The sequence below is a fragment of the Paracoccaceae bacterium genome (assembly GCA_033344815.1).
Lineage (GTDB): Bacteria > Pseudomonadota > Alphaproteobacteria > Rhodobacterales > Rhodobacteraceae > Roseobacter.
Map to the genome: position 1 here is coordinate 3,335,628 of JAWPMR010000001.1, position 21,333 is coordinate 3,356,960.

General features: G+C 60.1%; 19 protein-coding genes. 10 read left to right on the forward strand and 9 right to left on the reverse strand.

Translation table 11 applies throughout. From position 1 onward, the window contains the following. Window positions 1-47: 47 nt before the first annotated feature. Window positions 48-2,069, reverse strand: a complete 2,022-nt coding sequence (locus R8G34_15450; protein MDW3224251.1) for a protein kinase — start codon at window positions 2,067-2,069, stop codon at window positions 48-50. Between the two features lie 97 nt (window positions 2,070-2,166). Between R8G34_15450 and tssH the strand changes: the two genes are divergently transcribed. Genes tssH through R8G34_15495 form a run of 9 tightly spaced genes read left to right on the forward strand, consistent with a single transcriptional unit; the run spans window position 2,167 to window position 10,751 of the window. Beyond that, on the forward strand, window positions 2,167-4,809 hold the full coding sequence (gene tssH / locus R8G34_15455) for a type VI secretion system ATPase TssH (GenBank protein ID MDW3224252.1): 2,643 nt from the start codon (window positions 2,167-2,169) through the stop codon (window positions 4,807-4,809). Next, window positions 4,806-5,225 (forward strand): DUF6484 domain-containing protein, encoded by a 420-nt coding sequence (locus R8G34_15460; GenBank protein ID MDW3224253.1) that lies wholly within the window; start codon window positions 4,806-4,808, stop codon window positions 5,223-5,225. Before tssH ends, R8G34_15460 begins: the two co-directional genes overlap by 4 nt. A 10-nt stretch (window positions 5,226-5,235) precedes the next feature. Continuing rightward, window positions 5,236-6,366, forward strand: a complete 1,131-nt coding sequence (locus tag R8G34_15465; protein ID MDW3224254.1) for a hypothetical protein — start codon at window positions 5,236-5,238, stop codon at window positions 6,364-6,366. Continuing rightward, complete coding sequence (locus R8G34_15470) at window positions 6,363-6,914, forward strand: hypothetical protein (GenBank protein ID MDW3224255.1); 552 nt, start codon at window positions 6,363-6,365, stop codon at window positions 6,912-6,914. The genes R8G34_15465 and R8G34_15470 overlap by 4 nt, the downstream gene beginning before the upstream one ends. 3 nt (window positions 6,915-6,917) lie before the next feature. Further along, window positions 6,918-7,715 carry a DUF4150 domain-containing protein gene (locus R8G34_15475; GenBank protein MDW3224256.1) on the forward strand — a complete coding sequence of 266 codons (798 nt, stop codon included), beginning with the start codon at window positions 6,918-6,920 and terminating at the stop codon, window positions 7,713-7,715. Then, window positions 7,715-8,173, forward strand: coding sequence for a hypothetical protein (locus tag R8G34_15480; protein ID MDW3224257.1), 459 nt, complete (start codon window positions 7,715-7,717; stop codon window positions 8,171-8,173). The genes R8G34_15475 and R8G34_15480 overlap by 1 nt, the downstream gene beginning before the upstream one ends. Continuing rightward, on the forward strand, window positions 8,170-8,670 hold the full coding sequence (locus R8G34_15485) for a hypothetical protein (protein MDW3224258.1): 501 nt from the start codon (window positions 8,170-8,172) through the stop codon (window positions 8,668-8,670). Before R8G34_15480 ends, R8G34_15485 begins: the two co-directional genes overlap by 4 nt. A 3-nt stretch (window positions 8,671-8,673) precedes the next feature. Next, complete coding sequence (locus R8G34_15490; protein MDW3224259.1) at window positions 8,674-9,741, forward strand: DUF2169 domain-containing protein; 1,068 nt, start codon at window positions 8,674-8,676, stop codon at window positions 9,739-9,741. Then, window positions 9,729-10,751 (forward strand): hypothetical protein, encoded by a 1,023-nt coding sequence (locus tag R8G34_15495; GenBank protein MDW3224260.1) that lies wholly within the window; start codon window positions 9,729-9,731, stop codon window positions 10,749-10,751. The genes R8G34_15490 and R8G34_15495 overlap by 13 nt, the downstream gene beginning before the upstream one ends. Window positions 10,752-10,761: 10 nt before the next feature. On the opposite strand, the gene R8G34_15500 is transcribed toward R8G34_15495, so the two are convergent. The 6 genes from R8G34_15500 to R8G34_15525 all read right to left on the reverse strand — a co-directional run bounded on the left by R8G34_15500 (window position 10,762) and on the right by R8G34_15525 (window position 14,454). Next, the gene (locus tag R8G34_15500) at window positions 10,762-12,234 is read right to left on the reverse strand and encodes a hypothetical protein (GenBank protein MDW3224261.1); all 1,473 of its coding nucleotides are present in this window, start codon (window positions 12,232-12,234) and stop codon (window positions 10,762-10,764) included. A 104-nt stretch (window positions 12,235-12,338) separates the two neighbouring features. Beyond that, complete coding sequence (locus R8G34_15505) at window positions 12,339-12,719, reverse strand: biopolymer transporter ExbD (protein MDW3224262.1); 381 nt, start codon at window positions 12,717-12,719, stop codon at window positions 12,339-12,341. Further along, window positions 12,716-13,093: a biopolymer transporter ExbD gene (locus tag R8G34_15510; protein ID MDW3224263.1), complete on the reverse strand. Its 378-nt coding sequence runs from the start codon at window positions 13,091-13,093 to the stop codon at window positions 12,716-12,718. Before R8G34_15510 ends, R8G34_15505 begins: the two co-directional genes overlap by 4 nt. Further along, a complete protein-coding gene (locus R8G34_15515) occupies window positions 13,083-13,694 on the reverse strand; it encodes a MotA/TolQ/ExbB proton channel family protein (protein MDW3224264.1) in 612 nt (203 codons plus the stop codon). Before R8G34_15515 ends, R8G34_15510 begins: the two co-directional genes overlap by 11 nt. After that, on the reverse strand, window positions 13,691-14,107 hold the full coding sequence (locus R8G34_15520) for a hypothetical protein (protein MDW3224265.1): 417 nt from the start codon (window positions 14,105-14,107) through the stop codon (window positions 13,691-13,693). The genes R8G34_15515 and R8G34_15520 overlap by 4 nt, the downstream gene beginning before the upstream one ends. Further along, window positions 14,104-14,454 (reverse strand): hypothetical protein, encoded by a 351-nt coding sequence (locus R8G34_15525; protein MDW3224266.1) that lies wholly within the window; start codon window positions 14,452-14,454, stop codon window positions 14,104-14,106. Before R8G34_15525 ends, R8G34_15520 begins: the two co-directional genes overlap by 4 nt. 40 nt (window positions 14,455-14,494) lie before the next feature. Between R8G34_15525 and R8G34_15530 the strand changes: the two genes are divergently transcribed. After that, window positions 14,495-15,139, forward strand: coding sequence for a TIGR02466 family protein (locus R8G34_15530; GenBank protein ID MDW3224267.1), 645 nt, complete (start codon window positions 14,495-14,497; stop codon window positions 15,137-15,139). On the opposite strand, the gene R8G34_15535 is transcribed toward R8G34_15530, so the two are convergent. Continuing rightward, window positions 15,096-17,060 (reverse strand): caspase family protein, encoded by a 1,965-nt coding sequence (locus R8G34_15535; GenBank protein MDW3224268.1) that lies wholly within the window; start codon window positions 17,058-17,060, stop codon window positions 15,096-15,098. The genes R8G34_15530 and R8G34_15535 overlap by 44 nt on opposite strands. Window positions 17,061-17,092: 32 nt before the next feature. Beyond that, entirely contained in the window at window positions 17,093-21,325 is a 4,233-nt protein-coding gene (locus tag R8G34_15540) for a filamentous hemagglutinin N-terminal domain-containing protein (protein ID MDW3224269.1), read from the reverse strand. Window positions 21,326-21,333 lie beyond the last annotated feature (8 nt).

Consider the following 21,333-nt stretch of genomic DNA (forward strand, 5'->3'; position numbering starts at 1 on the left):
GTGAAGCGATTGACGTTTCGGCAAGGAAAACCGGACCAGAAGCGTTGTTATTGGGCGGGTTCGACTCGCCAAAGACGATAAGCCATGCTCACGTCGCCCGCCGTTTGCGAATTTCGAATCGCCATGAGGAAGGACTCGGGCGTGGTTCCAACGGTCTGAGATTCGATCAGTGGACCTGCGCTGAAGATTGCCACAACGGCAACTTCGCCCACGTCGTATTCCTGCATGATGAGATGCGCATTGGTCAGTGGCGCGTCCCCGCGCCCCCGTGATCTGTTGCCCAGAACGCGGATGATTTGCTGACCACCCGACTCTTCGCGCAGCGCTGGAATTCGGGTATTTTGAGTTTTTAGGTTGGGCAGAATATGGGTCAGCTCGCCAGATGCGCCCTGGTACAGAACCCAGAGATAGCCGTCTTCGACTCCGGGAAAATGCACGTCGACGACCGGGTTGTCTCCAACGGTGAACGTACCCGACAGCGCGGGTTGATCGGTCGCGCCGTCGCGAATGAGAACCGAAAGTGGCGCGGTATCGGGAAGGGCCGCGCGAAACGCGCAGGTGTGGGGGTTGGTGACCTTTGTAGAGAATGCGACGCGCCTGTCGCCCGCGATCTGGCCCAGGGCGTCGCGCAGACGGTTGGCCTCGGCGGTCGACGCCACACGCCCGCGAACCTCCACCGCCTGATCAAGCGTCAAGGCGCCCGTTCCCACCACCGTGAGCGGACCGCAGGTCGACAGCCCGTTGAGCGCATCCGCCACGTCATCGACCTCCAGCAAGATCGGACCGGCGAAGATCTCGGTGCGCAGAGTGTACCCCCAATCAGCAGCGAGGCTGGCCAGACGGGCCTCAACGCTTTGGCGTACCTGCCGCGACGCCGCGGTGCCGGACACCGAAATCTCGGTATCCTCGACTACGAGCCGCCAATCCTCAAGCGACAGCGCTTCCATGGTTTGCATGGTCCGCTCTGGCCAGTCGGGATCGGGCAGCCCCAAGGCGAGGGTGATCTCTGTGGACCCGCCGGTCAAAAGATCAAAGCGCTGCGTGAACATGTCTTCGAACGCGCGGTTTGGGGCATGGGTCACGAGAGACGCGGGGCCACCGCGGGTGGCAGAAGCCTCAAGCCGATAGACCGGCACCTTGGGTGGAGCGGGTACCCAGATTAATCCGATGTAACCGGCGATTGCCAATGCCGCCGCCAAACCGAAGCCAATCGAGACGCGCCGCAGCCAGGGGGAGCGCGTTGTCCTACCGTCCAGTCGCTGCAGAATGTCGGACGCGCTTTGAGGGCGATCCGCCGGCTCGGGTGCCGACATCCAGTCGATCAGGTCTTTCAGCGGTTCGGGCACGCCTGATGTGTCGAGGCGCAGCTTCTTTGCCTCCATGATTTGACCGTCGCTCAGTTTGTTGTAGGGCACCTTTTGCCGATAGATCGCAAGTAGGGAGGCGCCAAGCGCGTAGAAATCCGACCGCTCGTCGGTCTTGCCGAAGATCTGCTCGGGGGCGGCGTATTCGTATTTACCCGCAAATTTGCTTCCGATCAGTGTGGCGCGGCGTTCTCGTGTGTCCTTCGCGATGCCGAAATCGATGATGACAGCGTCTTCAGGCTTACCACCCCGCAGAATTATATTGTCCGGTGAGAGGTCGCGGTGCACCAGGCCGCTGTCATGGGCGGCCTTCAGCCCCTCGACCACGCGTCTGAGCACTATGGCTAATGCCTGCGGGTCCGGAAGGTGCGGACCTTCGAGAACTTCCGAGAGTTGTTTGCCCTCGACGTACTCCATGATGATAAAGTCATGCCCTCGGTCGCTGCGCCCGCAGTCATAGTATTTCAGCACCGCGGGGTGTTGGATATCACGGCCCAGAAGCTCGCCCCTCACAAAGGCAATTGCGTTTTGTGTGCGGGAAAATTCGAGCGTCAGCGCCTTGATTGCCACGTCCCCGCCGAGCACGACATTATGGGCAAGATAGACCTCGCTCATGCCCCCGCGCCCCAACAAAGCGCGGATTTCGAAAGTGTGGTTGACGACTTCACCGATGGTGAAAATGTCGCCTGGCAGGGGGTCCAGCATGGCTATGATTCCAATTCGGGGCAACTAATCATTTTGGAAATATACGCAAACGAGAGTATGGTGGCGAAATAATTGATCCATTTACGGTGGACAGCATATGGCAACGTCGAGCCCGAAGACGACAAAAGGGGATCTTGTCGGCAGGCTGAACATGTCCTGTCAGAAGGCGTTGATTGCCGCTGGCGAAACGGCCAAGACGCGTGGGAATGCCTATATCGAACTTAGCCATTTCTTGCTGGCGATTATCGCGGATCAGCGTTCTGATATCGTGCGGATGCTCAGCGGCACGGGTGATGAGGTCGGGCGGGTGATCACGGACCTTACCGCGGCGCTTGACAAATTGCCTCGCGGGGCAACTGCCACGCCGGTCATTTCTGAGCATATTTTTCGCGCGATCCACGAGTCATGGACCCTTGCGTCAATAACATTCAAGTCCGATAGCATCCGCTCCGGGCATCTTCTGATTGGTATCCTTGGAAATGACGCCCTGGCTGCCCTTGCGGGGAGCGCCAGCGCGCACTTTAACGGTCTCGACAATGCAGACCTGGCCGAGCGTTTCGACAGCCTGACGCAAGGCTCGATCGAGGCGCCGGGACCCTATGAGGTGCAGCGGACCCAAGAAGCGCCCGCGGAGGAGGGTGATCTGCTGGCTAATCTCAAACGTTATGGGACCGATTTGACGGCCGAGGCGGAGGCCGGGCACCTGTCGCCGGTCATCGGGCGCGACCCGGAGATCCGCCAGATAATCGACATTCTTCTGCGGCGACGTCAGAACAACCCAATTCTGACCGGTGAGGCTGGGGTTGGCAAAACCGCCGTGGTTGAAGGTCTGGCCCATCGCTTGGCCGCAGGTGAGGTGCCGCCACAGCTTCGCAACGTCTCGCTTTATCTTCTCGATATAGGGCTGATGCTGGCTGGCGCATCGATGAAGGGCGAGTTCGAGAAGCGGCTCAAATCAGTGATTGAAGATGTGGCCACCGCGCCGAACCCGGTGATCCTCTTTATTGACGAGGCGCATACGCTGATGGGGGCCGGGGGGGCGAGCGGCACGGGTGATGCTGCGAATTTGCTCAAGCCTGCGCTTGCACGCGGTGAATTGCGCACCATCGCGGCAACAACCTGGAGCGAGTATAAGGAACATATCGAGAAAGACCCCGCACTCACGCGGCGCTTTCAGGTGGTGCGAATCGAGGAGCCTGATGAACTCGCCGCGATCGAGATGCTTCGGGTTCTGGTCCCGACGCTGGAAGCGCACCATGGGATTGAAATCCTGGATGAAGCGATTTCCAAGGCCGTCGCCCTGTCGCGTCGCTATGTACCGTCCCGGCAACTGCCTGACAAGGCGATCAGCCTGCTGGACACGGCCTGCGCCCGCGTGTCCGTTTCGCAATTTGGGCGACCGCCGACCATTGAGGATCTCGAGCGTCGCATCGCGTCGCTGGAAAGCGAGTTGAACATGCTGGCGCGCATGGCGCAGGTGGGCGAGGGCGACGACGCGCGGCAGGCGTCTGTCACAGAAGATCGCGAGCAGGTCGAAGCGGAGTTGTCGCAAGCCCGCGGGCTTTATGATCAGGAGAAGGCGCTGATCGACCAAATCCTGGACCTCCGACGCAAACTGTCAGATCCAGAGGTTGCTGATGCGGACAGGCTGCGCCAAGACTTGCGCGGACTGAATGAGGAACTGGCTGCGCTTCAGGGCGAAACCCCGCAGGCCCACCCTTCTGTGACCGGTGTCGTGGTCGCTGAGGTTGTTCAGGATTGGACCGGAATTCCCGTGGGTCGTATGTTGGCCGATGAGACGCGGCGGATGCTGGATCTGGGCGCTGAACTGTCCACTCGCGTATTCGGGCAGGACCATGCGATGGAAATGATTGCGGCCCGTATGCAGACCTCCGCGGCCGGGCTTGATGCCGAAGAAAAACCCGTTGGCGTGTTCCTTCTGTGTGGCACTGCGGGTGTGGGCAAGACTGAAACGGCCCTTGCCCTGGCTGATCTGGTCTACGGCGGAGAGCATAATCTCATAACGATCAACATGAGCGAGTTTCAGGAGGCGCACACGGTCTCCACCCTCAAGGGCGCGCCCCCCGGCTATGTGGGCTATGGCAAAGGCGGAATTCTCACAGAGGCTGTCCGCCGCAAGCCCTATTCGGTGATCTTGCTCGATGAGATCGAAAAGGCGCACCCGGATGTGCACGAGATCTTTTTTCAGGTCTTCGACAAGGGTATGATGGACGACAGCGAAGGACGTCGGATCGATTTCTCCAACGCGCTGATCCTAATTACCTCGAACGTCGGCTCGGACGTCATCAGCAGCATGACCGATTGGGGCAAAGAACGCACCGTCGTCGACGCGCTTGTCGATGCTCTGCAGGACCCGCTGCTGGAAGTTTTCCCGGCCGCATTCCTCAGCCGCGTTGTCACGATCCCGTATTACCCGCTTTCCCCAGAAATGATAGAAGCCATCGCGCGCCACCAGTTTTCCAAGCTGCGTAAACGCCTCAGCAGTGGGTACGGGGCAGACCTGGTCTTGGGCAACAACGTCTACGAGACGATTGCCGCGCGCGTGACGGATGTGCATTCGGGCGGGCGGGCGATCCACCGCCTGCTGACCAATACGCTGCTTCCGGACCTCAGCCGCGCCCTGCTGCGACGGCAGCTTGACGGAGAGCCCATCGCACGGGTCATTATTGATGGGGATGGCAACAGCTTTCGCTATACCTTTGAGGGAGAGGCCCTATGACAGTGTCGACAAAACTGGAGGGTGTGGCGATCGGGTTGCTCATGGGTTTTGAGAATGGCCAGCCGCTGGTGGTCTACGCCCAGAACCCCGACGCGGCCGCGCGGGCAGCAAAAAGCCTCGTCCAGCTTTCGACCGAACAAGTGGGAAGTCAGGTCGCGCTGCTTTTTGTTGAGGGTGACCCCTCCGCCCCGATGGTGGTGGGCCCGGTGCTGGACACGCCGCTGGTCGATCGCGGCGCGGTTATTGTCGATGGCAAAGTACAGAAGATCATGGCAGAGGACCGGGTTGAATTGCGCTGCGGAAAGGCGTCGATCATCCTTGAGGCGTCCGGCCATATCACCATCCGTGGCAGCGATCTGACCAGCCAAGCAAGCGGCATAAACGCGGTGCGCGGCGCGTCGGTGACGCTGAACTGAGGGCACAGCGATGGCCATCATCCAACGCATCGTCCGGCAACACGTAGAGGAGGCCGCCCATCTCTGGCGGCGTCGCACCCGCGAGAGTGATAGCGCAATATATGGCACCGAAGACCTTGCACGGATGGATGGACGCCTCATGGCCCATATCGCGGGGCTGCGCGCAGCGGGAGTGGAAGGCTGGCCCATCGCGTTGCAGCAATTCGAAGATTACGTTGAACCCGGTGAGGCATTTGTGCTCTTTTTGCTAGCGCTCATTCTCGATGATTCCGAAAAATTAGTATGGGCCCGTACGCTGGTTTTCGCCGAGCCGCCCGAGGTGCAGGCCGGGGCTGCGGGTGCCTTGGCATGGTGCGGCCCGGATGTCTTGCGTCGGCATCTCGATACCTGGGTCTATGACCCCAGCGCCGACCTGAACTATCTGGCGTTGGCCGCTCTGCTTGCCTACCGCACAAACCCAGGGGACCGCCTGGCGCGATTGCAGGACCACCCCGACCCACGGGTGGCAATCGGTGCTGCAACCTTGATCGGAGCCATGGGTCTGGTGGATCTTGCCCCGCGTCTTGCCCGGCGGTGTGACGGTGAGAACGCGGAGGTTGCTTTTGCAAATCTCATTGCCCACGCCCGTCTCACCGGAGATCAATCTTCGCTCGACGCCTTGCTCAAGACGGAAACACACATCGACCTAGCCCTGATCCTTTCCGAACCTGTGGAAGCGCGGGCATGGATCGAGGAACGGCTCGCGGATGAGTCGACCCGCAGCGATGCCCTTGCTCGACTGGGGCTGTTGGGGGACCCTGCAACGGCCAGTGTGCTGTTCAACGCCATGGAGGAGCCGGCTCTCTCCGCAGCGGCTGGGATTGCGTTTCGCGATCTGCTGCCCTTGGATTTCAACGACTGGTCCGTGTTCACACTTGACGCTGCCGCGATGCCAGAGGGATTTGAGGGGCGCGACGACGGGCCGTGGCCGATCCCGCACGAAGCGCGCCGTTTGTGGGACCGGGTTCAGACGGGTGAGGTTGTGGCGGATTATACGTCCCAGCGCCGCGCAAAGCACGCAGCCTTTGCCGCCGGGCGCGTGGATCGCACATCAATCCTTGCTCGTTGGGACGCGCCCGCACCGGGCCCTGCGTGGTCATGATGCACGCGCCGCTCTCGCCCCCGCAGCACGCCAAGGAGGTAGGTCTGCTCGGACCGATCCCAAGCGAGACGGCACCCCTCGACACGGGCCTGTCTGCCGTGTTCAGAAACCGCTGGTCTGCCTTTTCCGCCCGTGCCCGAGAGATCGAGACCGACGACCATCGGATCTGGCACTTTCTTGCGGCGCCTGGCATTTTTGAGCGAACACCCTGCGCGGGCGTGTGGTGTCTAAGCCACAATCGTCAAAGCGAACCCGGCGCTTTGGTTCTGGCGGCGACAAACGCGCAGCCGCCGGCTGACGGCGCCTGGTTTACTGCGGCACGAGACCTGATTCAGGCTGCCACCGAAAGTTTCGCCAGCGCAGACCGCCTGTACCGCCGCCTGCGCGACCTGCCGCGCCTGATCCCGACAGAGACCAAGGGCGCGGGCGTCACCTTCTGGATCAACGACTGGGAGGTGCATGAACTGCATTACGACAGCATTCACGCCCTCGCCGCGACCGGCCTTTCCGATATGACTGGCCTACGTCCTGAGATTGAGGGAGGCTAGGCGATGGGCATTTCCGCATATGCTGAAGGTAAAGGATTTTTTCACAAGGGAAGTGGCGGCTCTGGTTCCGCGCCTGGGGATGTCTGCCTGTCGCCGCCGCCGGCGCCTACCGGTCCAGCTCCCGTTCCCTATGTCAACATGCTCAAGTCTGGAGACCTTTCCAAAGGTTCCAAATCAGTAAAAATTGATGGTCAGCCCACTGCCAAGGAGAACGTATCCTTTGTGTCGACGAGTAGCGGTGACGAGGCCGGGACTCAGGGCGGCGGCGTCGTTACGGCCAAGACCAAAGGAAAAGGCCGGTTCAACACTTGGTCATTCAAGGTGAAAGTCGAGAACAAGGGTGCCGTTTGTCATGGTCACCTGGCTGGGCAAAATAGCGGGAGTTTCCCACCCAACTGTGTCGACGCCACGCTGACCGTCGATTTCATCGTCAAGAACCTCACCATGGACCAACTCGAAAAGGATTGTGACGAACCTTACACGGGATCCAAGCACCGGCAGTCCACTACACAAGCTCAGCGGGACTCTGTTAACACCGCTGGTAGCAAGTGCTGGCAGTGTGGCACCAAACCACCGCCTCGTATGATTGCCGATCACCAACCTCCGGAGAATGTCGCTTGGGAGATGGGAGGGTGTAACATGGAGCCATCGCCCGAGGCCTTCAAGGCAGCGATGAAGGAACTTCCCGTGTTGCCGCACTGTCGTTCCTGCAGCAGCAGCCAAGGCGGGCAAATGCGCAGCGTTGATCAGCGCGAGGTTTTCGACTTTATGAATGATAACATTGTTGGGTTGGCGATATGATGGACATCGAGACAAACGACGACCTTGAAGCGTCCTATGATACGATTTGCCGAGAATGGGCCGCTGAAGTGGACGCACTGCTACCTGACCTGCAGGATTGGTGGGACGCACTCAGTGACAACCTGGACAAAACGCGACCTGGCCTCGTCAACGTTCATTGGCCTGCGGGCATTGGTAGCCATCCGCGTATCTTGGGCCTGTTTCGCATGTACTATTTCAGACTACTCGAACTAAACGATAGTATTGTGCACCTGTACCATCCTCCCGAACACGAGGATGGCGAACGCTGGGGAGACGTAGCGCGGGAGGAAGGCATGGATCCGACTGCCCCAGATCCCGTGTCACCTATCGTTTTGCTGATTGATGATCTGCCCTCATATTCGGAGAGCGCGGCGGAAGCCCTACGCAAGGTCAGGTTTTTCCCGATTGGAATGAACGCGCAAAGGGACTTGGAATGAGCTTTGCCGATAAAACAGGACACAACGCCCGAACAGGAATTTACCGGCTGCACAATGCGCCGCGCGATGCCTACACGCTTCGGGACTACTCAAATGCGATCTTCGAGCTCGACGATGCACCCGAAGTCTTTCGCAGCGCCTATGGTGACTTTCTGGAAGACATTACTGACGCTTTGAATGGTGCCATGTCCCATTGGCAAGATCAGATTGATGCGCAGATCGAAGAGGGCGACAGCGAGAAAGAGGCCATCATGCGCCTCACATTAACAATGCTTGGCGGGCCTGCGCGGCATCAACCTTTTATCTCAGCAATCCGTCGAAATTGGCTGGCAATTCAAGCGATATCACAGCCTCTTCCCGCAGAGGCACGTTGGGTCGCACCCGAAACCATCATGGCAAAGTGGCCATATGATCAAAAACTCTCGGAACTAGTAAGCGTTGTCTCTGCAATGCCTTACTGGCCTGTTGGGCTCGATGAGGATGGAAACTGGTGTTGAGCAATGGGATTTGATGTCTGGCTTGAAAACCGCACGCCGTTTGAGGCGGCGACGCATGTTCAGATGAATGCCGACGGGCAAGAGATCCTTCTGGCCGTGGTCTCGGCGGGTTTCACCGCGCCAGGGCTGGACGCAACGCTGGAGATCGCCGAGGCACAGCTTCCTGTTCAGTTCGGCGATGTGCCATACGGCAATCCGGAGTTGTGTTCGAACGAGCACGAGGCCGATCTCGCCCTCGAGAAACCGCAGCCTGAGTTGATCGTGCTGGGGCAGGCCCATGCGCCTCCGGGGCAGCTCACCGAGCAGATCGATGTGAGTGTAGAGGCTGGAGACATTCGCAAGCGTTTGCGCGTGACCGGCGATCGATTGCGGGTGGCGGGGGGGCTGTCGCCCCCGCGTGCGTTCGAAACGATGCCGATCCGTTGGGAACGCGCCTATGGCGGTACCTTGCCCGACGGACGGCTGGACCAACGCAATCCGGTGGGTATTGGCTATCGCGATGCACGCTCCGCAGATCCCGACGTTCTGTCGGATGTGCCCAATATCACTGACCCGGATCGTCCCGACACGCCCGTGGGTCTCACCCCGCTCGGTCGTGGTTGGCTGCCGCGCCTGCCCCTTGCCGGGACCTACGATGATTCTTGGCTTGCCAAACAATGGCCGCTGCCGCCGCATGACTTTAAAACCGCCTACAACCTCTGCGCGCCCGCGGATCAGCGTTCGGCGGCTTTGGGTCCCCATACGCCCGTGCGCCTGACCAATCTGACACCCAATCGGGTCTGGGCGTTCCGATTGCCCGCGTTGACCGCGCCCCTGACACTAATCTATCGCGACAGGACGGAAGTGCGTGAACTCGAGCCTGACACAGTGATCATCGAGCCGGATGCGGCACGCGTGACCCTTAAGGCACGGGTTGCGGTGCCGATTGTGCCCAATCGCCCAAAACTGTCGGAGCTTGTTCTTGGGCATGTCTCGCCGGTCTGGCTCTCGGCTCGGCGCCAGGGCAAGGCCTACCTCAACCCCCGTGGCGGCGACGGCACGCAAACCGACAAACCCCTATGGGTCGCCTGACGCCAGACCTTTTCATAACGGGCATCGGGGCCGTGACGCCTGTGGGCCTCACGGCCGCCCAATCGCTGGCGGCGACCCGCGCGAATACCTCGGGCTTTGAGGATCGGATCCAATCCCATCCTTTTGGATCAACGCAATCTGTGGCCTCGGTGCCCGCGAACTGGCGGCTGCAACGCACACCGGGCGAATGGCTGACCAATATGGCGGTACGGGCGTTGGCAGAGGTGTTGGATCGCGATGAAACAGTCGTGCTCGCCGCTGGTCCTGACGCATTTCGCCAACACCCGGCGGCCGAGACCTGGCCGAAGGAAGGGTTCCTTTCGAGCCTGCGGGCCAGAACGGACTACGCGTTCCACGCCGCGTCATCGGAGGTGAGCGGAGGTGCGGCGGGTATTGTTGGCGCACTTGAGCAGGCTGCAGCCCTCATCGCGTTGGGCGACGCGGAGGAGGTGATCCTTCTGGCATCCGACAGCTACGTGAACGACAGGGACATCGCACGGCTTAAGGCAGCGGAGCGTTTGTCAGGCGAGACGAATGCCCAAGGTGTCATCCCGGGCGAAGGGGCCGTTGCCCTGCGCCTTGCCGCCGTTCCGCGCAATCCCTCGGACGCTGTGATCCGCGCAGTGGGCACAGGGCAGGAGGCCTGTCCGGTCATTGGAGAGCGCCAGAGCCAAGGCCGTGGGATGCAGCAAGCGCTGGAAGGGACGATCTCGGAGGAAACACCGGAAAGCGCTGTTGATTTCATTGTCGCCAATTTCAACGGCGAGCGGTACAGCGGTCTTGAGGCGCTGATCTTCAGGGCGCGTCACTACCGCACGCACAGGCCGTTCATGGTGACGGCCTTTCCTGCAATGTCCGTGGGCGACATCGGATCTGCATCGGGTCTCTATTGTCTTGCCGTTGCCGCCGATAGCTTCAAGGAAGGATACGCGCCCGGAGCGGTTGCGATGTGCGAAGTGTCGTCCGAAGCGGGGGAGCGTGCCGCAGCGGTTGTAGCGCGCGGGGAGTGAGACGCGCACGTCACTCGCGCGTCTCGACAATGAAATACGCCCATTCGGCGCGAAAATCCGGATCCGTTGCGCGTGCCTCCGCGATCTGGCGCTTGAGCCATTCCAGATAAAGGCCTGCTGTCTCCCGCCGACCGCGGGAGCCGTCGGATAAGACCGCGCTGGAGGCGATGACGACCGCGAGTTCCGAGCCGTAGGGGGGGCTGATCCTCACCCTGGGAAAGCGGCCTGCGGCTATCGGTCCGGTCAGTTCCAAATTTTCGTCCGTCGCTAGCGCGAGCGGCGGAAATACATCGTTTGGTACGAGGTGGGTGACCATGCCCGCCGCATCATAGTAATCGATCATCAGTTTGGCGGGGTAATCCGACCCGGTCACCACCAGGTTCAACAGGTCGCCGCGGCGAAAGGTGAACACGCGCGCCTGCCCGGTCGGCCCGACCATGCGCGGCGAGACGCCTTGTTCATTCGACAAAGCGATGCCGAGATCTTCGAGGGCGCCGAGAACGCCGCATTGCGGCTCAGGCAGAAGGGCGAGTGTGTCGTCAATGGGGATGCTTGCACCGACAATATCCGCAAGCCCCGCCATCATCGGTGCGCGCAAGTCCTCCGTTGGAATGTGTCCCCGCAGCTCCATCCGTCCGGTCTCGGCACGGTATTCGACCTGGGCGCGGGCGCAGGGTAAAGCCGAAAGCAAATCAGAAAGCTGACCCTGCGTGCGTGGGCGCGCCGCTCCCGCCAAGCGCGGCGCCGCAAAGTCGGCGAGCGCGTCGAGTGACCGTGAATCGAGCGCTTGCGTGCCTGACCACGCGGCTGTCATGGGGCGAGCTTTTGATGTCGGGATACGTGCGGGCGCTGCGGGGCTGCGCGCCGGTCGGGGCGCCATCGCATAGCTCTGGCCAAGGTTTTCGGGCAAGGCGATGGCGGTTTTGGGCGGGACGTTGCTCGCTTTTGCGGACGGGGGCCATCCGGCGGGCACGGGATCGTGTCGTGTGCGGGTTGCGGTGACGACTTCTGATCGGACAAGCGTTTCGCGCAGGGGCCGAGCCTTTGGTGCCACGCCTGCGCGTTCGGGCACAGAGACCATTGCGGTGTGCTCTTGCGCAAGAGTTGGCCATGGAGCCTGGCCTGAGATGCGTAGGGACGCAACACCGGACGGTTCTAAACGCGTCGTGACTAGGCTGCGCGCTACGTTGCGATCGGGTGTGATGTCTCGCGGCTTGATCTCTCGGGCACCATTTCTTGGGAGGACACGCGCACCGGTGGGCGCAACCGAAAGGACTTGCGTTTCGGGCCCTCCCGAAGCGATCACACTTTCCCCCAGCCGATTTCGTGAAACAACCTTCACTGGATCCGGAAGGCCCAAATTGCCGCCGTCCATGCCCCGCGAACCAGCGGCTTCCAGTGATGATCCGGTCGCCTTCCGGCCCTCTGTGCGACGCTCGGGCACACTGTAGCCCGAGATGGCGACCCCGTCGTTCGCGTCCATCACCAAGGGCTCAAAGTGCGGTGAAAAGGTTAACCAAAGGAGGGCAGCCGCGCCGGCATGGAGGCCCACGGAGACCGCTCCCGCACCAACCCACCCCATCGCTTTCATTGCGCAGACCCTGAGACTACTAGGGCGACTGAAGCCGTACCCAGGGCCTCGAGTGAGGCGATCAGGGGCAGCACATCGCCGAGGCGCGCATCGGCGTGGGCTCGAATTTCAACGCGCGCTTTGGGAACATCCCCCAGGATCTCCGCGCGCGTGACGTTCGCTCCGTCGCGGGCCAGAGAGCCGTCTGCGCCTACCATCAGAACCAGTGCGCCCACTGCGGGCCCCTGTCCCTGGCCCTCTGGCAGAACCACGTCGAACGGCGCGCTGGCTTGCATCCGCCCGACGAGGAGAAAGAACACCAGAAGGAAAAAGACCACGTCGATCAACGGTGTGATTGTTTCGGGTGGCAGGCCCACTGACGCACGTCGCAGGTTCATTTGGCACGCCCAGGACGGACGAGGCTTATCGTGCCAAGGCCTGCCGCCTCCATGCGATTGAGCGCGGCGACAAGCTGACCTACGCTTGCCGCGCCAGACGGCAGCAGCACAACCTCGCGCCCCATCGCAGCGAGCGTAGACAACTCCGCTTCAGATCCGCGCAAACGCAACTCGCCGTCGCCCAAAAGCGTGACGACAACCGGGCCTGCCTGTGTTGTGGCAACTCCGTACGGTTCGGGCCCGACTACGGGGCGCAGGTCAAGATCGGCATAAGTGGACGTGACCATGAAAAAGATCAACAGGATCAACAGCACGTCTACCAGCGGCGCAAGGATCACCCGTCGCACACCCGCATGAGGGCGCTCAAGCCGCACGGTCGGCAGCCTTCAGCGCCAGCGCACTGTCTTCCATCAGTGCCGCCATCCGGTCGACTTGGGCCGTGAAAAGAATCGTGCCGAAAAGCGCTGGGATGGCGACGCCAAGCCCAGCTGCGGTCGTCAGAAGCGCTTGCCAGATGCCACCCGCCAGAACGGCAGCATTCGCACCCCCTCCGGCCAATTCGAGCGCGCGGAAGGCCTCGATCATGCCCAATACCGTGCCAAGCAGGCCGAGCAGAGGGCTGACAACCGCGATGCCCTCCAGAACTTTGAGATGTCGCGCAAGCTGCGTGACTTCGGTACGTCCTTGAAGCTGCAATGCTGACTCCATCGGGTGTTCTGATCGCAAGGCGTCGATGCCCGAATTCAGCACGCGCCCCACCGGTGTATCGCGACCGGCAACCGAGGCCGCGCGATCAAACGCGCCTTCTTGCACAAGCGCCACGACCTCTGCCACGCCGCTGTCGAAAGCCTGTGCGCGCCAAAGCGTTGCCACCTTGAGGATGATAAGCGCGATGGACATGATCGACAGACCCGAGAGGATTACAAGAACCGGGCCGGCACTCCCTTGCAAGGCATCGCCCAGAAAATTACTCATTTCACCAGTGCCACGTCAGCAAGGCTCTCAAGCGCTATCGTTTCGAAACAGGCAGGTGCTGTGCCATCTTCCGGGGCGCACGCGGGAATGTCATGTACGAGCAACTCCGAGATGTCATCACAGGCCAATCCAGAAATATCAAAGAGTTTCAAAGTCGTTCGCGCAGCGGGGACGGGGGCTGCATCGACTGTCAGAAGCTGGTTGATCACACCGTTTCCGTCCAGAATGGCGAGCGACAACTCCAGAGTGGCGAAATTCAGCCCCGTGCCGTTGCGAAAGAGAAAATAAGTACTGCATCCTCCCCCCTCCGAAGCCTCAACCTTGTTGAGTTCCACCACCAGCGTGTCCTGCGCAACGAGGGGCGCTGCCAGAAGCGTTCCGACAAACAGCGCAACAGACATTTGAGCTTTCACGACGCCATCCCGTTAGACGCCCGGTAGGCATCGCGGGTCTGCAGAAGCACCGACAAAAGTGTGTCGGGATCAGTTTCCCCGGTTATGCGAGAAAGCTCATTGGCGAGTATGCTCAGTTCGGCTTCGCTAAGTTGCGCCCGTTGGTTGAGAAATTTCTCGGCGGCCATTCTCGACATCGGACCGCAGGTCAGAAGGCCCCATGCAAAGCCTGCGGCCGCAGTGACCGGGATGCTCACCCCCCCGAAGGCGCCAGTGAGGACGCCTGCGGTAGTCCAGCCCGCGATGCAAGCCCGATAGAGATCCTTCTCTTTGACGTGCGATTTGAGGAATGCCATATCTGAACTCATTGTTTTCTCCTTTCTGAAATACTGGCTAGGGACAATACCCATGCGACTTACCGAGCAGCGCTACTTTTCGACCCCGATTTTTATTTCGGAACTCGAGGACGCGGCGGCATTGAACCCTGCGCTCATCGACGCCGTTCGTGCGCGACGTACATTCGACGCGGGGCAATCCGCGTCGAATGTGCCAGCCCTTGGGAGTTGGCACTCTAGCGTTGATCTCCATTTGGTTGAAGCCTTCAAGCCGATCGTCGAGGTTATCGGCGATGCCGCAACGCGAACCGCGAAGTCTCTGGCTCTTGATCCCCGCGCGCCGCTGGGGATCGACGCCATGTGGGCAATCGTCAATCCTCCTGGCAGTTACAACCGCAGCCATATCCATCCCCGATCGATCTTGAGCGGGGTTTACTATCTGCAAACGCCGCCCAAATCCGGCGCCCTTGAATTCACCGATCCACGGACGCAAGCCCTTGTGAATCCACCGCTTCTCTCTGAAGAGGCGCAGGCAAACGCCCAGCTTTGGTCGCGGGTGACGCTTGAGCCGGTGGCTGGGCGGCTCGTTCTGTTTCCCGCATGGCTCTATCACTCGGTCAATGTCAACCTGACCGAATTGTCCGGTGCTGAAGCGGATCGCATTATTCTGAGCTTTAATCTGAGCCAACTTGTAACCCCCGCTTTTCGTCAGGCCTGAGATAGCCGCCGTTGCGCCAGTCTGCGAGCGCGGTGTCAAACGCCGCGCTCGGCACTCCGCTCAAGACGCCGTGGTAAAGTCCTCGGCGAACTAGCGTGGCCTGCATCGCCCGGATCGTATCGGGCGACCACCCTGCGCGCGTATGGGGCTCTGTCAACAGGGCCAGCGCATCGCCCCGGTCACCCGCGACCGCCTCCAGGAGGTAATCGGCAGCGCGGAACGGATCAGGCCTGATACCACGACCTTGATCGTAAAGGATCGCAGCCGGCAAAAACGCGTCGACAGCGCCGTACCTGATCGCATCCTCAAGGTATTTGAGCCCCTGCGCTTCACCATTTCCGAAACCCTGCAAGGCCAGCCTGCCTAAGTTTATCGCAGCAAGCGGCGATCCGGCGTCGGCCGCTTCCTTCAGCAGCAAAAACGCGCCCTCAGGGTCTTTGTCACCGCCAACACCACGGCGCATTGCGACCGCGAGATTGATCAGCCCGTCACTGAAGCCGCGGTGTGCAGCACTGGTGTAGAGCGCGCGGGCACGTTCCGGGTCTTGTGGTACGCCGCGCCGTCCATCTTCCAGAATGAGGCCAAGGCTGAGCGCGGCGCGCATGTCGCCGAGAGCGATTGCAGCCTCGTAGCTCTCAAGCGCAAGCTGGGTTTGTCCATCCGCCCATAGCGTTCTCGCCAGAAGGCCCAGGTATTTGCCTTCCTGCGGATTGTCAGTCCCAGCGCGCTTGCAGGCTGTGATCGCCTCTTCTGCGTGACCAGCCAGCTGCCACATCGGCACACCTCCGCGCAATGATTGACCGTCGCGGGGGTGGAGGGCAAGATTTACACACGCCTCCTCCGGCGTTTCGGCGGCACGGTTTTCTGCCCGGCCGATCAGCGTACGTGCCGCCTCGCGCTCGGGGCCATCAGGAAACATCTCGAGATATTCACGCGCCAAATCCACCGATCGCGACCGTACAACCAGTTGCCAGAGCGCGCGCTCCTGCCGCGTGTTATTGCCGGTTGCCTCAGAAGCTTTGCCATCGGGAGCGTTGACCAGCGCCTCCGCCGACTTCGCATGAGTACCTGCCGGAAACCGATCGAGGTAGAGTCGTGCCAGGTCAGGGTCTTTATTGACCGCTGCAAGCTGCCACCAGAGCGTTTCGGGCGACGCCTCCACATCGCCGGGATCAAAAAAAAAGTCCTGAACGAGCCCGGAGTTGTCCCAAGGGATTTGGACCCCGCGCGTGTCTGCACTCACGTCCCGTCGCACGGCTTTGAACATGTCTTCTATCTGTACGCCCGGTACCCGGATGTGGCTCAAAACCGCTTTCGTGAAATAGCTGTTGCGTCCGCGAATACCCTCGTAGGCCTCACGGTTAGGTAGCGTAGCGTATGCGATGAAGACGTTTCTTCCAGCCGCTACCCCCGCCAGCCCAGTTTGGTCTTCCGTCGTCAAACTGCCCGTCAGCGGGTTCTGGCAAGCATCGAGCAGCAGGATCTTAACTCCGGGAGCCCGATCAAGACGCGCGATGACGTTCGCCAGTGGCACGACGCGTTCGTAGTACACCGTCCCATTGTCCTCTGTGCGTTCCGTATCAACCGGCATGAGCACGTTGCGGCCCTCGATCTGGCCTGCATGCCCGGAATAAAAAAAGAGCGCCACATCAGCCGTTTCCGCCGCTTCGGCAAAATCGTCGACCACGGAAAGGGTCTCGGCATAATCGAGGTCCGCACCAGGAAAGACCTCGAATCCCAGCCCACGCAGTGCCTCGGCCATATCGAAGGCGTCGTTCACCGGCTTCGTCAGTGCCCGTATGTCCTTGGTGTCCTGATAGGCCGAATTGCCAAGGACCAGCGCAACGCGCCGTTCCTCTGGTACGGGTGAGGTAATCGCAGCTACCTGAGACTGGCCTGCGTCCGCCGAAAATCCTAGCACCGCGCACAAGCACATGACCTTTACCATTCGCCTCATAGATCGCTCACACGTTCCAGTTCGCTTCCCAACGTGTCGATTGCGTCTGCCACCGATAAAATTGTCGCACGCTCAAATTCCGCACTTTGCGGATCATCGGCACGTACCAGTGTTATGGCGCTCCTGATCTCTGCGGAGGCGATTGCCAGTGCCGCGCGAGCTTCACTAGCGGCTTCGCCCTGGATGGCCCGTCGTTCAGCTTCCGTTTCCGCGGTCGCCAAACGAGCGGTTGCGCGCGTCGCCGCCGCGTTGATCCGAAGGCTCGCATCGCGGACGATCTGTGCAATGTTCTCCATACTTGGAGGTAAATCGAGCGCAATCGCGTCGAGTTCACCGGCGAAACTGTCCAGAGCGTCGGACAGGCAGGCTAGGTATCGGCCCACGTCTCCTCCACCCTGTCCGCAGGCGTCTGCGGCGATATCAAGCGCGTCCGAAAGCGACAGAACTTCGGCGGAGCTTTGTGCGGCATCTGGCCCGAGGAATTCCCCAGTGGCGGGGAAAAACCCGCTAAGATCATCACCGAAGTCAACGACATCAGGTGGATCTGGTAATCCAGCGGGTGTAATCACCTCAGGCCGCGGGACGAAGTCGTCAGCATTAGACTGGACTACTAAAGTTCCCGTGCCTTCGGTGATTAGATAATTTTCCAGGCCCACTCCCGAGAAATCGCCAATCGTAATCGAATAATCACCGACATCGGCCTCAGACGGAGCGCCTAGGCTCGACAGCGAGATTTCGTTTATCCCGTCGCCGGGAACCGCAAAACCGCTGGTCGTGAACTCGTCGCCTGCAAACACGAAGGTCTCGCCAAATGCCTTAACCTGTTGGTCAGGTGTGATGGTTAAAGGCGCAGGGTTTATCGTAAGCGTTCCACTTACAAACGTAATATCATAGTTATCCAGTCCTGACCCCGACGCTCCATCCTCGGTGGCTACAATTGAATAGCTTGCTTCGCCTGGATCGACAGCAGCCTGGACAGCGGAGCCATCGCTAGCCAAAGCAACTGACTCGACGCTGTCGTCGAAGAAGATTGTCCCCGAAACGGTAAAATTGCTCGGCGTGAAGAACTCCCCATACGTCTTTGTATCGTCGTCTGCGATGATCGTGAGCGGCGCAGCTGTTATCTCTACGACACCCGGTCGGTCAACGATGCGGTACGTCACACCATTCACGCTTTCCAGTTCTTCTGTTTCAATACGGTATGTCTGCAAACCAACCGGTGCGCCGGGTTCCAAATCCGTGAAGACTGTCACGTCACCGACAGAGTCGCCCTCTTCTGCAAACACGTAGGTCAAAGGACTGGGGCTGAATACTGTGCTTGTGAACGGCTCACCGGACAGTCCGTATTGTACAGTTGGCACTGGCTCATTGACGGGTTCGATCAAGATGACCGGTGTTGTTGTATAGTTCGCAGGGTAAAACCCCTCGTCCCCGGGCGCCCACGTCGTTCCGAAATCCCAACTTGGAGGATCGTCAGGATCGAGACGACTGGCAAGGCCAATGAAGGTTTCGGTATCCTGGAACTCAGCGGTACTTAAAGCGGTCCCAAAGGCGCTCGTTGCCTGTCCCGATGTGTCCTCGTCCCAAAAATTGCGACTACCCGACGCGTTGACTCCGGTAGCGCCGGCAAATCCGCCTTCAGAAGTGATTGCATCGCCGGAAACCAATACCTCGCCCGTCGAATAGGATCTGTTGATCGTACCGTTCATGAGTCCAACGAAACCGCCGGCAACAATCACGGGTGTTGATTCTGAACCGCTGCCATTGGAAATCGTCACACTGCCCTGGGCGTAGGAGTCGTTAATTGTCAGCAGTTCAACCCCCAACTCCTCGCCCACAAAGCCGCCGGCAAGAACGTCGCCAGAATTGCTAACGTTGTCATCATTGCTAATGTTGATGTCGCCAAGAGCATGGGATCGGTTGATCCGCCCAAAGTTTTGACCGGCAAAACCGCCGACCGAGTTTCTATCCTCAAACCCGGAACTTCCAACGTTTACAGAAATATCCGCGAGGCTGTCTTCGATCAGCCCCCTGTTTATGCCAACCAGTCCACCCGTCTGTTCGCCTTCTGTTTCAAGTGTGCCTAAAACCCGAACGTTGCGTATTGTGCCGTTATTTGTGTCGGCCAGTATACCGCCGGTGCTGCCAGTGAAGTCTGCGCCCTCGATTGTCAGGTCGCGGACTGTCGCGCCCGCCTCGATGGTTTCGAACAGCCCTACGCGTCTGGCACCTTGGTTGCCATCTCCGCCCCCATCCCCGTCAACGATGTTCTGAAACAGACCGGAAACCGCGAACCCATTGCCGTCGAATGTTCCGGTAAATCCCTCGATCGGCTGGAAGCCTCGATTGTTGCCGATACCCCACTCTTCGAGCCCGCTTTCATCAATGTTCTGCGCCAGCGTAAAACTGGAGCCAAAGGTACCGATGCCCTGCAGCCCGTATACGTCGAAGATCAGCGGAGGCAGATCAGGATCGCCAGCAGAACGAGTGCGCGCAAAAGAAGCAAGGGATTGGTTTAGCCCAAAACTATTTGCCGAAAATTCAGCGGTCGTATTGAACTGTTGCCAGTCCCCGTTTCCTAGAAAGAACCTGCCCACGTCGACGTCGCCAGTGGCCGTGATCGTTCCGCCCGCGGAAACTGTCAAGCCATCGACAGCCTGATCGGGTGACGCGGTGACTGCGCCGTTGATAGAGATGTTCTGGCCTGCGTTCAGATCGACGCTACCCGCATTTGCTGTGATCGAACTATTGACAAAAATGTCATTGTCAGCTGTCAGGGTGAGCTGCGTTGCGGCATTCCAGTCGAGATCAGCGTTGATAAAGATATCACCGGCTTCGTCCTGCTGCTGCCCCAACGCGTCGGACGTGTCCAGCGTCACATCACCTAGTTCGAGATCGGCTTCGATATCCACCTCGTTCTCGGCTCCGGTACCAGTCCCGACCACGATATTGCGGGGGTCAAGGAGCAGCTCTCCCGAACGGCCCTTGGGAGCTCGCCGGTCCGTAAGCCCCGCATAGCGCAACGTCTCGCGGCTCGACACTTCGTAAAACCCGCCGTCGCCTGCGTTGTCGCCTCCTCTCACGGAACCGAAACCAGAATATTCGGTGCGTAACTCCGACCAGATTACAACCCGACCGCCGTCGCCGTGCCCCAAAGCGTCCGCGCGGATACTGGTCCTCTCGTCAACCGTTACCTCTGTCGCGCGCGGCATGTCACCAACTCCACCGAAATCGCCCCCGATCCGAACAATCCCGCCGCCGCCGGCCGCGCTTGCGTCAATCTCAGCGCCCGCAAGTTCAATTCGATCGCCAGTGATGGTAATGCTGGGGCGGGCCAACGGGCGGATCGATACGTCCGGACTGGGCGTAGAAGCTTGACCACCTGCACGTATGCGCCCTGTCACGTTCACCTTTCCGCCTTTACCCCCACCAAGAATGATCGCACCGTTATGCACTGACACTGACTGCGCCTCAGCGACACCGCTCAAGTTCACCGCCTGCCGCACCGCTTCACGAGCCGTCGCCGCGCGCATTTCCACACGACCGCCTTGCGCGCTGGCCAAACCAGAGTTATCGATTAGTGCGTCATCGCCATCCTCGCCCACGGTAGGCAAGGCAACTTGCAGAAATTGATCGCCGTCGAGGTCCAACACGATACGTTCTCCCGAACCGAAGGCAATCTTGCCCATCGGAACCGTGATCGTTCCGGAGTTCTTTATCCTGCCACCGAGTAGTGCAGCGTAGCCGCCACGACCAATTGAGACGCGCCCTTGGTTCTCCACCGTCGCCGAGTTGCCGTCACCGTTGTAGCGAAACCGCCCTGCAAGAAAATCGTCATCTGCAATGCTGAGCGATGAGGCCACGAAACTGCCGGCGCTGACACTCCCGTTGGGTCCGATCAGAATGCCGTTGGGGTTTACGAGGTGAACCTGCCCGTTGGCCGTCAGCCGACCGTGAATTTCACTCGTAGTCGCTCCCGAAACTCGATTGAGAATAGTTGAACTGGAATTGGGTTGTCGAATGTCAACATGGGCGCCTGCCCCGACAGAAAATGAATTCCAGTTGACGATGGCCGAGTCGGACCCTTGCCGGATTGTCATAGAGCCGGGCGCGGATTGGCCAATTACCACATCGCCGTGCGCAACGGTGCCGCCCTGCGGCAATTCTTGCGCAACGCTCGTGGTGAAAAAACAAGAGGAGCAGACCGATGTAAGTAAAACTGAGCGCACTAACGCCC

Coding starts and splice junctions, on each gene's coding strand:
- R8G34_15465 (MDW3224254.1), top strand. CDS start 5,236: ATGGCCATCATCCAACGCATCGTCCGGCAACACGTAGAGGAGGCCGCC.
- tssH (MDW3224252.1), top strand. CDS start 2,167: ATGGCAACGTCGAGCCCGAAGACGACAAAAGGGGATCTTGTCGGCAGG.
- R8G34_15500 (MDW3224261.1), bottom strand. CDS start 12,234: ATGGACGCGAACGACGGGGTCGCCATCTCGGGCTACAGTGTGCCCGAG.
- R8G34_15505 (MDW3224262.1), bottom strand. CDS start 12,719: ATGAACCTGCGACGTGCGTCAGTGGGCCTGCCACCCGAAACAATCACA.
- R8G34_15460 (MDW3224253.1), top strand. CDS start 4,806: ATGACAGTGTCGACAAAACTGGAGGGTGTGGCGATCGGGTTGCTCATG.
- R8G34_15530 (MDW3224267.1), top strand. CDS start 14,495: ATGCGACTTACCGAGCAGCGCTACTTTTCGACCCCGATTTTTATTTCG.
- R8G34_15450 (MDW3224251.1), bottom strand. CDS start 2,069: ATGCTGGACCCCCTGCCAGGCGACATTTTCACCATCGGTGAAGTCGTC.
- R8G34_15485 (MDW3224258.1), top strand. CDS start 8,170: ATGAGCTTTGCCGATAAAACAGGACACAACGCCCGAACAGGAATTTAC.
- R8G34_15470 (MDW3224255.1), top strand. CDS start 6,363: ATGATGCACGCGCCGCTCTCGCCCCCGCAGCACGCCAAGGAGGTAGGT.
- R8G34_15480 (MDW3224257.1), top strand. CDS start 7,715: ATGGACATCGAGACAAACGACGACCTTGAAGCGTCCTATGATACGATT.
- R8G34_15475 (MDW3224256.1), top strand. CDS start 6,918: ATGGGCATTTCCGCATATGCTGAAGGTAAAGGATTTTTTCACAAGGGA.
- R8G34_15525 (MDW3224266.1), bottom strand. CDS start 14,454: ATGAGTTCAGATATGGCATTCCTCAAATCGCACGTCAAAGAGAAGGAT.
- R8G34_15490 (MDW3224259.1), top strand. CDS start 8,674: ATGGGATTTGATGTCTGGCTTGAAAACCGCACGCCGTTTGAGGCGGCG.
- R8G34_15515 (MDW3224264.1), bottom strand. CDS start 13,694: ATGAGTAATTTTCTGGGCGATGCCTTGCAAGGGAGTGCCGGCCCGGTT.
- R8G34_15495 (MDW3224260.1), top strand. CDS start 9,729: ATGGGTCGCCTGACGCCAGACCTTTTCATAACGGGCATCGGGGCCGTG.